Origin of the sequence: Mycobacterium sp. E3298 (assembly GCF_001666895.1) — a bacterium.
Lineage (GTDB): Bacteria > Actinomycetota > Actinomycetes > Mycobacteriales > Mycobacteriaceae > Mycobacterium.
In genome coordinates this window covers 1-9,561 of the sequence record NZ_LZJB01000109.1, presented here as the reverse complement: position 1 = coordinate 9,561, position 9,561 = coordinate 1, and the positions used below count along the sequence as shown (strand labels likewise).

Here is a 9,561-nt window from a genome sequence, read left to right as displayed (position 1 = left end):
AGCATCACCGGCGAGAAAGTGCCGGGTCATGCCGAGCTGCCAGTCGGCGGTGTGCAGGAATCGCATGGCGGCGGCTCCCTTTCGGACTCCGTGATTACCAGGGCATCGCGAGCTTAAATCCGCGCACCGACAAGACGCGGGACCTCGCCCGGCAGGTCTCCGAGCGGGTATTTTGCGTCACGGGCAGACCGGCGAGCCGCCGGCGCCGATCCTGCCGGCCACCGCGGCCGCCCAGCGTGGGGGGAAACTCGGCGGCGGGTAGGTGCCGTGATCCGCCGGTTCTTCCGACCCCCGCCCGGCTGGGTCGATGCCGCAACCCGCCAGGTCGTCGAGGTCGACCTGGCCACCTACGGAACGACTATCGCCCCGAACAGCCCGCCGAACTCGCCGACTGCCTCACCCCGACGGCTGGTCGATCCACATCTGTCGGAAAGGGTAGTTGGGTACGCCAGGTGGGCGTAGCTAATTTACCCAGGTCACGTCATCAAGACCGAATGTTGAGTCATGGCGCCGCGATTGGTTATTTTTGCGCGGATCAAAGACCAGGCGCGACCTTTTCATGCCAGGACGGCCGGCAAAGTTTCCCAGCCGCGGACTGTCGATGTCGTGGTCATGCGTGCCGCAGACATATCGATGTCCCACTCCGGGAAGCGGTTGAGCACCTCATCGAGCGCCACGCGTCCCTCCATCCGGGCTAACGACGCTCCCAGGCAATAGTGCACGCCAACACCGAAGCCGACATGGGCTCCGGCTTTGCGGTGAAGGTCGAAGACGTCGCCATCGGGCGGGAATTGCCGATGGTCGCGGTTTGCGGCACCGGCGAGCAACATCATGATGCTGCCGGCCGGCACGTGTTGTCCGTAGTAGTCCACGTCGCGTGTGAGGGTGCGCGCGATGTGTGGCGCGGGGGGTTCGAAACGCAGCAGCTCCTCGATTGCGCCGGCAATCAGGCTGCGATCGGCGACCAGCTCCCGCCGCTGCTCGGGGTGCTCGGCCAAAACCTTGCCCGCCCAACCGATTAGCCGGGTCGTTGTCTCGGCGCCGCCCGCGGCGACCAGCGTGATGCAAATCAGCAGTTCCTCGCGGGTCAACCCCCGTCTGGTGCCATCGAGGTCGGTGAATTCGACGCTGAGCAATTCGGTGACCACGTCGTCGGAGGGATGTTCAGCGCGCCAATCGAGGTAGTCGGCGAACAGCTGCCCGGTTTCCAGCCCTGTGGACGCGGCTTTCATTTGTCCGCCGGCCTCGGTGTTGACGTGACTTTCGGCGAGGTCAAGGACCTCCTGCCGCATCTCATCGGGAATTCCCAGCAGCCTGCACACGACTCTCACCGGCATCTCGGCACCCAAATTGGCGATGAAGTCAAAGCCCCCGGTACCAACGAACGGATCGAGACTCTCGGCACAGAATTGCCGCGCGGTGGCCTCGACCTCGCGCATTTTGCGTGGCGTGAACATGCGAGAAAGGCTCTGGCGATAGATGTCGTGAAGGGGCGGGTCCTCCATCAGGAACACGCCGGGCGGAATCGGCATGTCAGCCTTGATCAACTCGAGAATGTTTCCCCGCGCAGAGCTGAACGTCTCATGGTCATTCAGCGCCGCATGCACGTCGTCGAATCGGCTCAGCGCGTAGAAGTCGTGTTGGTCGTTGTACGACAGCGGCGCCTCCTCGCGGAGCCGCCGAAACAGCGGATACGGGTCGGCGTTGAGTTCGACGTCGTAGGGGTCGTAGAACACCTCACTCGCAGTCTGGACACCCATATGCCTGCAACTCCCTCCAACCGACGCATCCGACCGTTCGTCGGACGGACTACTGGTAAGTCAGGACAGCACGCCACTGGGAGCCGCAATAACCTAGACACGCACAACCCTGCTCATCCTCAGACTGCATCGTGCCCGGCTACCTCTCCGAAGTCCACCACGTCACCGACCACGCGAAATCCCGGCACCGACATCGACGGCCGACCCCGCACCAACACCTTCCACCACCGGAGAAAAACTCCTCCACGACGACGACGATGACGACGACGCCGCATAGGGGTTAGCGTGACTCCCGTGGAAGACCAGCGCACGTTGTTGTTGATGCGTCACGCGAAGTCTGACTACCCGCCCGGCGTCGCCGACCACGAGCGGCCGTTGGCGCCGCGAGGAATTCGCGAGGCCGGCCTCGCGGGCGACTGGCTGCGCGCCAACGCCCCGGCCATCGACGCCGTGCTGTGTTCCACCGCGACGCGGACCCGGCAGACGTTGGCCACCACGCGTATCGACGCCCCGGTGCGGTACAGCGAGCGGCTCTACGGCGCGACCCCGGGCACGATGATCGAGGAAATCAACGCCGTGAGCGAGGACATCGGGACGCTGCTTGTCGTCGGTCACGAGCCGACGATGTCCGCGGTGGCACTCGGCCTCGGCGGTGCCGGCACCGATGTTGCCGTGGCGGAACGGATTTCGATCAAGTTCCCGACGTCGGCGATCGCCGTGCTGACGGTCACGTCGGGATGGAAGGGCCTCGAACTCGGCCGCGCCGCCCTGATCGGGTTCGAAATCCCGCGCTGACTCAGGAGTTCGTAGCCAGCGTCAGCTCCATCAGCTTGAGCGCCTGACCGCACGCGTCGATGCCGGGCGCCTGGGGGTTGACCCACCAGCCGACCACGCCGGCCGCGTCGCTGGCCACCCCGCACGCACCGTTCGGGTCGTCCGGGCGCATCACGATGGAATCGATCCCGGCGATGTTCCGCGTCTCGACCTTGTACTTGAGGAAATCGGCGACCTTGCGCTCGTTGCTCAGGCTGCCCTGCTCGAACCAGAACCGGGTGATGTCGATCAGGCCGGCCGGGTTGGCCGCCTGCCACCGGCAGATCGCCCCGACGAAGGTGCTCTGAATGTCGAGCGGATCCGCGCCCACCGTCTTGGCGAGGATGTCGCTGGTGAGCACCTCGCACTCCTTGAGCAGGTTCGGATACTGCTGCTGGGAGTTGTTGTTACGCGTCGGACCGCCGGCCTTCACGGCGTTACCGGCGACGGACCTCGAACATCCGGTCGACACGACGAGCGCGGTGATCAAGACGGCGACAAGGGCGCGGACGCTACTTCTGCTCATTTGGAGTTCGCAATCGACTGGCGCGCCAATTCCTTGGCTATGTCGCACGGCGGCGGGAACGGCTTCTGACTGAAGCTGATAGACCATTCGATGAAGTCGTCCTGGAATTGGATGCCCACCTCGCACAGCGAGTCACCCAGATTGGGCTCGTTCCCGATGGCGATGAAGCCGCCGTGGCCATTGATGTTGATGTCGTCGACGCTCGCGCGCGACAGCTCCTCGGTCTTGCGTTCACGCCCGATGGGACTGCCGCGATACCAGGAGAACGAAAAGTGCGGGCCGAGGATGCCGCCACCGGCCAGCCACTGGCAACCGACGGAGTTCCGGGCGGTGTTGATCAGGCCGGTCACCTTGGTCAGCTCCGCCACGGTCTGATCGTTGATGCCGCCGCACTGGGGAAACATCGGCCCGTGGTGGCCCTCCGAGTTTCCCGGCGCCGTCGACGACGTCGCGCCCGGTTTGTTGCTCCCGGAATCCGAGCACGCCGCAACCGTGGGGATCAGGATCGCCAAGGCTGTCGCCGCAACGGCCAGCGCCCTCGAGTTACGCCGCACCGCTACCCTGCTTCTTCTCAGCCTGCTGCCGGTCCACACGATGCACTGTAGCGGCAGCTCAGCAGGTCAACCACCGACGCGCCTGAGCAGGCGTTTCAGTCGCGTCACCGCATGCGGCGGCCGAGTTAGACCATCCGGCGGTTGCTGGCGGCCGCGGGACGCGCCGTGTGCGACAGTTACGAAATGCTCCTGGCACTGCTGCGCCAGTACATCCGGCCGTACCGGCGGCTGGTCGCGGCGCTTATGGTGCTCCAGCTCATCAGCACGCTGGCATCGCTGTACCTGCCGACGGTCAACGCCGCCATCATCGACGAGGGCGTCGCCAAGGGCGACACGGCCACCATCGTCAGGCTCGGCCTGGTGATGCTCTCGGTCACAGGCCTGCAGGTGTTGTGCGCGATCGCGGCGGTGTACTTCGGCTCGAAGACCGGCATGGGCTTCGGTCGCGACCTGCGCGCAGCGATGTTCGAACACGTCACCACCTTCTCCGAACACGAGACGGACCGCTTCGGCGCGCCCACGCTGTTGACGCGCAGCACCAACGACGTCCGCCAGATCCAGTACCTCGTTCAGATCTCGAGCACCGTGCTGGTCACCGCGCCCATCATGTGCATCGGCGGGATCGTGATGGCCATCCACCAGGAGGCGGCGCTGACCTGGCTGCTGCTGGTCAGCGTTCCCATCATGGCCGTGGCCAATTACTGGGTGATGTCGCACATGCTCCCGCTGTTCCGCAGGATGCAGGGCCTGATCGACGGCATCAACCGGGTGATGCGCGACCAGCTGTCCGGCATCCGGGTGGTGAGGGCGTTCGCCCGCGAAGGCTACGAGCGGGAGCGGTTCGGCCGGGCCAACGCCGCGCTGTCCGATACCGCGCTGACCGCCGGCAACTGGCAGGCGTTGATGTTGCCGGTGACCACGCTGACCGTCAACGTGTCCAGCGTCGCCCTGATCTGGTTCGGCGGGCTGCGCATCGATCGCGGCCAGATGCAGGTCGGGTCGCTGACCGCGTTCCTGGCCTACTTCACCCAGATTCTGATGGCGGTGTTGATGGCGACCATGACGCTGGTGGTACTGCCCCGAGCCTCCGTCTGCGCCGAACGGATCACCGAAGTTCTTTCGACCGAGGCCGCCGTCGACGACCCGCGGAGCCCGGTGTTCCCGCGCGGCGGGATCACCGGAATGGTGCGCCTGGCGGGCGCGACATTCACCTATCCGGGCGCCGACAGGCCCGTCCTGCAAGACATCTCGCTGACCGCGCGGCCCGGCACCACCACCGCCATCGTCGGCAGCACCGGCTCGGGCAAGTCGACGCTGGTGTCGCTGATCTGCCGGCTCTACGACGTCACCGGCGGCGCCGTCCTGGTGGACGACGTCGATGTCCGCGATTACCGCACCGAGCGGCTCTGGTCCGCGATCGGGCTGGTTCCCCAGCGCGGCTACCTGTTCTCGGGGACCGTGGCGGACAACCTGCGCTATGGCAAGGCGGACGCGACCGACGACGAGATGTGGCAAGCGTTGCGCGTGGCCGACGCCGACGGGTTCGTGCGCGCACACGATGACGGGCTCAGAATGCGAGTGGCTCAGGGCGGAATCAACTTCTCCGGCGGTCAGCGGCAGCGACTGGCCATCGCGCGGGCGGTCATCCGCCGACCGGCCATCTATCTCTTCGACGACTCGTTCGGCGCGCTTGACGTGCACACCGACGCGCGGGTGTGCGAATCGCTGAAGCGGATTACCGGTCAGTCCACCGTCATCGTTGTCACGCAACGGGTTTCGACCGCCGCCCAGGCCGACCAGGTGATCGTCGTCGACAGCGGGAGACTGGTCGGCACCGGCACGCACGAATCGCTGCTCGCCGACTGCGCCACCTATGCCGAGTTCGCCGACTCCCAATCGGTCAGCGCCGTCCGATCGGGCCAAGTCGGGGGCGCGCCATGACCGTGACGGCCACTCGCGGCTTGACCCCGGCCCCGGCCGGACGCTCCCGCGACTTCTGGGGTTCGGCCGCCCGGCTGGTGAGACGGCTTGCGCCCCAACGCCGGCTGAGCATCGCGGTGATCAGCCTCGGCGTGACCGGCACGGTGATCGGGGTCGTCGTTCCGCGAATCCTCGGCCACGCCACCGATCTGCTGTTCAACGGCGTCATCGGACGTCAGCTCCCCGCGGGCATCACCAAGGCACAGGCGGTCGCCGCGGCCAGGGCCAGGGGCGACAACACCTTCGCCGACCTTCTCTCGGGAATGAGCGTGGTGCCGGGCAGAGGCGTGGACTTCGCCGCGGTGGCACGAACCCTGGTGCTGGCGTTGGGTTTGTATCTCGCTTCCGCGCTGCTGATCTGGGCGCAAGCGCGCCTGCTCAACGTGACCGTGCAGCGCACCATGGTCGCGCTGCGTTCCGACGTCGAGGACAAGATCCACCGGCTGCCGCTGTCGTACTTCGATGGGCGCCAGCGCGGCGAGCTGTTGAGCCGGGTGACCAACGACATCGACAACGTGCAGTCGTCGCTGTCCATGACCATCAGCCAGCTCGTCACGTCGGTGCTGACCATCGTCGCCGTGCTGGCGATGATGCTGTCCATCTCGCCTCTGCTGGCCCTGATCGCCGTGGCGACGGTGCCGCTGTCGCTGGTGGCCACCCGCGCGATCGCGCGGCGCGCGCAGCGCCTGTTCGTGGCCCAATGGACGAGCATCGGTCGCCTCAACGCCCACATCGAGGAGACGTACAGCGGCTTCACGGTGGTCAAGACGTTCGGCCATCAGGCCGCCGCGCGCGAACAGTTCCGCGACCACAACGACGACGTCTACCGGGCCAGCTTCGGCGCGCAGTTCTTCTCGGGACTCGTGGCACCGGCGACGTCGTTCATCGGCAACCTGGGCTACGTGGCCGTCGCCGTGGTGGGCGGCCTGCAGGTGGCCACCGGCCACATCACCCTGGGCGGCATCCAGGCCTTCATCCAATACGTCCGGCAGTTCAACGCCCCGCTGAGCCAGGTCGCCGGGATGTACAACACCCTGCAGTCCGGCGTGGCCAGCGCGGAGCGGGTGTTCGATCTGCTCGACGAGCCCGAAGAAACGGCGGACCCCGAACCGACCGCCGACAGCGGGGCCACACATCGCGCCGGACGAGTCGAGTTCGAACACGTGACCTTCGGGTACCGCCCGAACACCCCGGTGATCCACGACCTGTCGATGGTGGCCGAGCCGGGCAGCACGGTGGCGATCGTCGGGCCGACCGGGGCCGGCAAGACCACGCTGGTGAACCTGCTCATGCGGTTCTATGACGTCGACTCCGGTCGGATCCTGGTCGACGGTGTCGACATCACCACCGTCAGCAGGCAGTCGCTGCGCTCGGGGATCGGCATGGTCCTGCAGGACACCTGGCTCTTCGACGGGACGATCGCGGAGAACATCGCCTACGGGCGGCCCGGGGCCGGCGCGGACGAGGTGGTGCGGGCCGCGCAGGCGGCTTATGTCGACCGGTTCGTGCACACGCTGCCCGCCGGCTACGAGACCCGAGTCAGCGGAGGCGGCGGCAACATCAGCGCGGGCGAGAGGCAGTTGATCACCATCGCGCGGGCGTTCCTCGCCCGGCCGCGGCTGCTGATCCTGGACGAGGCGACCAGCTCCGTCGACACCCGCACCGAGGCGCTCATCGCCCGCGCCATGTCCGAACTTCGCCGCGACCGTACGAGTTTCATTATCGCGCACCGCCTTTCGACGATCCGGGACGCCGACCGCATCGTCGTGATCGAGGCCGGCCGGATCGTCGAACAGGGCAGCCACGCCGAGCTGCTGGCCCGGCGGGGCGCCTACTACGCCATGACCAGGGCCTAGTCCGACGCGGGGGTCGCTGTGACGTCACGTTGAGAATTTATTGAGGCAACGAAAAGGCCAAGATCGGAACCTTGTCCGCCTTGTGCGTGTTCGCCTGAGCGCCAGACCCGTTCGCGACAGGCGCCCCACGTCCTTGTGGCGGGGAACGCTTTTCATCACCCGCGGTGCGATCAGCGCCCAGCCGTCGAACACGCACAATTCGCGGGTCACTACCGAAATCGCAGGGATTGATATCACAATGGCAAGCTAGGACATCTCAAAGGTGCGCTGCGCAGGACCGGAAGGACCGATAGGCGATGGTGGACAAACGTCTCGAACTCGGTCTGCTCGGACCGTTGGAGATGAGTGTCGACGGCAGCCTGGTGGCCTTGGGCACTCCCAAACAGCGGGCGGTGCTTGCCATGCTGTTGATGAACCACAACAGTCCGGTCGGGGTCGACCGGCTCATCACGGCCCTATGGGACGACGAGCCGCCGTCGGGGGCACGGGCCAGCATCCATTCGTATGTGTCCAATCTGCGCAAGCTGCTCAGCACCGCCGGCATCGACCCTCGGGTGGTGCTGGCGGCGGCGCCGCCGGGATACCGGCTCAGTATCGCCGAAAACGCTTACGATCTCGGACGCTTCATCGCCGAAAAGACCGCGGGTGTACACCCCGCAGCCACCGGCAAATTCGAAGACGCCAGCCGGCACCTGGCGGCCGCGTTGGCGGAATGGCGCGGACCGGTGCTCGAGGACTTGCGCGAGTTCCAGTTCGTCGACACCTTCGCCACTTCCCTTGTCGAGGAAAAGATTCTGGTCCACGGCGCGAAGGCAGAGGCCGAAATCGCGTGCGGGCGTGCGTCCGCCGTGATCACCGAACTGGAGGCGCTGACCGCCGAACACCCCTATCGCGAGCCGCTGTGGGCGCAGTTGATCACGGCTTATTACCTCACCGACCGCCAATCCGACGCCCTGGCCGCCTATCGACGCGTCAAGACGACGCTCGCCGACGACCTGGGAATCGATCCGGGCCCGACGCTGCGGTCGCTCAACGAGCAGATCCTGCGGCAGGAACCGCTGGACGTGAAACGAACCGCCAAGACCGCCGCCGTCGACACGGTGACGGTGCTCGAACAACACACCATGGTGTCCGGGCAGAAGGCGATCGCTTACCTGCACGAGACGTCGGGACGCAGTTATCCGCTGCGAGCGGCGGCGACCCGGATCGGGCGGCTCCCGGACAACGACATCGTCCTCGACAGCCCGAAAGTCAGCCGCCACCACGCCGTCATCGTCGACACGGGGACCAGCTTCATCATCAACGACCTCCGGTCGTCCAACGGGGTCCACGTGCAGCACGAGCGGATCCGCTCGGCCGCCACGCTGCGCGACGGCGACCAGGTGCGCATCTGCGACCACGAGTTCACCTTCCAGATCGCCGCGGACACCCAGGTTTAGGCGCTCGACCGGGATCACCAGCCCAGGCGGATCGGGGTGTTTGTGGTGCGTGGGGGTGGGTAGTTCTTGTAGGTGCCGCACGCGATCGAGCCGGCGGTCACCGTCGGGGTGCTGTCGTGGTGCCAGCCGTCCGGTGACGGACCGGCCCCCGGACAGTTGAGCAACTGTACGGCGGCGACGTCGTCGTCGAACGCCTTCTTGAGCAGATCGGCATTGGCGAACAACCCGTAGACGGCGCGGGAAGGGCCGCCCTGGTTGGTGTTCTGGTCGCAGTCGACCATGGCCAACGCGTTCACCCAAATGCTGTTGGCCTTCGGGGTGGCAGGGGTGCAAGCGCCACTGGGATATCCGGCGGGCAGCACGCTCATCAGCTTGCTCTGCGGGTTCGGGGCCCTGCTCGTCGTGGTCGTGGTGACCGTTCTGCTGGTCGTCGTGGTCGTCGAGGTCGAGGTCCGGTTGGCCTGCGAGTTGCTGTCGTCGCCGCCCATCACCATCGCGATGCCGACCGCGGGGACGACGAGGACGACGACCAGTGCGGCGACGCCGGCGATGATGGGCCAGGGGTTGCGTCGTTTGGGTGGGGGTTGGTTCCAGGCGGGTGCGCCGGTGAATTGGTGCGGGGCGTGTGGTGGG

General features: G+C 66.4%; 7 protein-coding genes and 1 pseudogene. 4 read left to right on the top strand and 4 right to left on the bottom strand.

The window, feature by feature from the left end; all coding sequences use genetic code 11:
- Positions 1-557: 557 nt before the first annotated feature.
- Entirely contained in the window at positions 558-1,760 is a 1,203-nt protein-coding gene (locus A9X05_RS04980; RefSeq protein WP_067761196.1) for a cytochrome P450, read from the bottom strand.
- A gap of 294 nt (positions 1,761-2,054) precedes the next feature.
- On the opposite strand from A9X05_RS04980, the gene A9X05_RS04975 reads away from it, so the two are divergent.
- The gene (locus A9X05_RS04975; protein WP_156736470.1) at positions 2,055-2,555 is read left to right on the top strand and encodes a histidine phosphatase family protein; all 501 of its coding nucleotides are present in this window, start codon (positions 2,055-2,057) and stop codon (positions 2,553-2,555) included.
- A 1-nt stretch (position 2,556) separates the two neighbouring features.
- Here A9X05_RS04975 and A9X05_RS04970 read toward each other — a convergent pair whose 3' ends face one another.
- Both A9X05_RS04970 and A9X05_RS04965 read right to left on the bottom strand, forming a co-directional pair.
- Complete coding sequence (locus A9X05_RS04970) at positions 2,557-3,099, bottom strand: DUF3558 domain-containing protein (protein ID WP_067779649.1); 543 nt, start codon at positions 3,097-3,099, stop codon at positions 2,557-2,559.
- Entirely contained in the window at positions 3,096-3,653 is a 558-nt protein-coding gene (locus tag A9X05_RS04965; RefSeq protein ID WP_067761192.1) for a DUF3558 domain-containing protein, read from the bottom strand. The genes A9X05_RS04970 and A9X05_RS04965 overlap by 4 nt, the downstream gene beginning before the upstream one ends.
- 183 nt (positions 3,654-3,836) lie before the next feature.
- On the opposite strand from A9X05_RS04965, the gene A9X05_RS04960 reads away from it, so the two are divergent.
- From A9X05_RS04960 to A9X05_RS04950, 3 genes are all read left to right on the top strand, one after another.
- Complete coding sequence (locus A9X05_RS04960; RefSeq protein WP_067779652.1) at positions 3,837-5,594, top strand: ABC transporter ATP-binding protein; 1,758 nt, start codon at positions 3,837-3,839, stop codon at positions 5,592-5,594.
- A complete protein-coding gene (locus A9X05_RS04955) occupies positions 5,591-7,489 on the top strand; it encodes an ABC transporter ATP-binding protein (protein ID WP_067761189.1) in 1,899 nt (632 codons plus the stop codon). The genes A9X05_RS04960 and A9X05_RS04955 overlap by 4 nt, the downstream gene beginning before the upstream one ends.
- Positions 7,490-7,785: 296 nt before the next feature.
- On the top strand, positions 7,786-8,928 hold the full coding sequence (locus A9X05_RS04950) for a BTAD domain-containing putative transcriptional regulator (protein ID WP_067779646.1): 1,143 nt from the start codon (positions 7,786-7,788) through the stop codon (positions 8,926-8,928).
- A 14-nt stretch (positions 8,929-8,942) separates the two neighbouring features.
- On the opposite strand, the pseudogene A9X05_RS31530 reads toward A9X05_RS04950, so the two are convergent.
- Positions 8,943-9,561 (bottom strand): annotated as a pseudogene (locus tag A9X05_RS31530) (hypothetical protein); the annotation flags it as partial.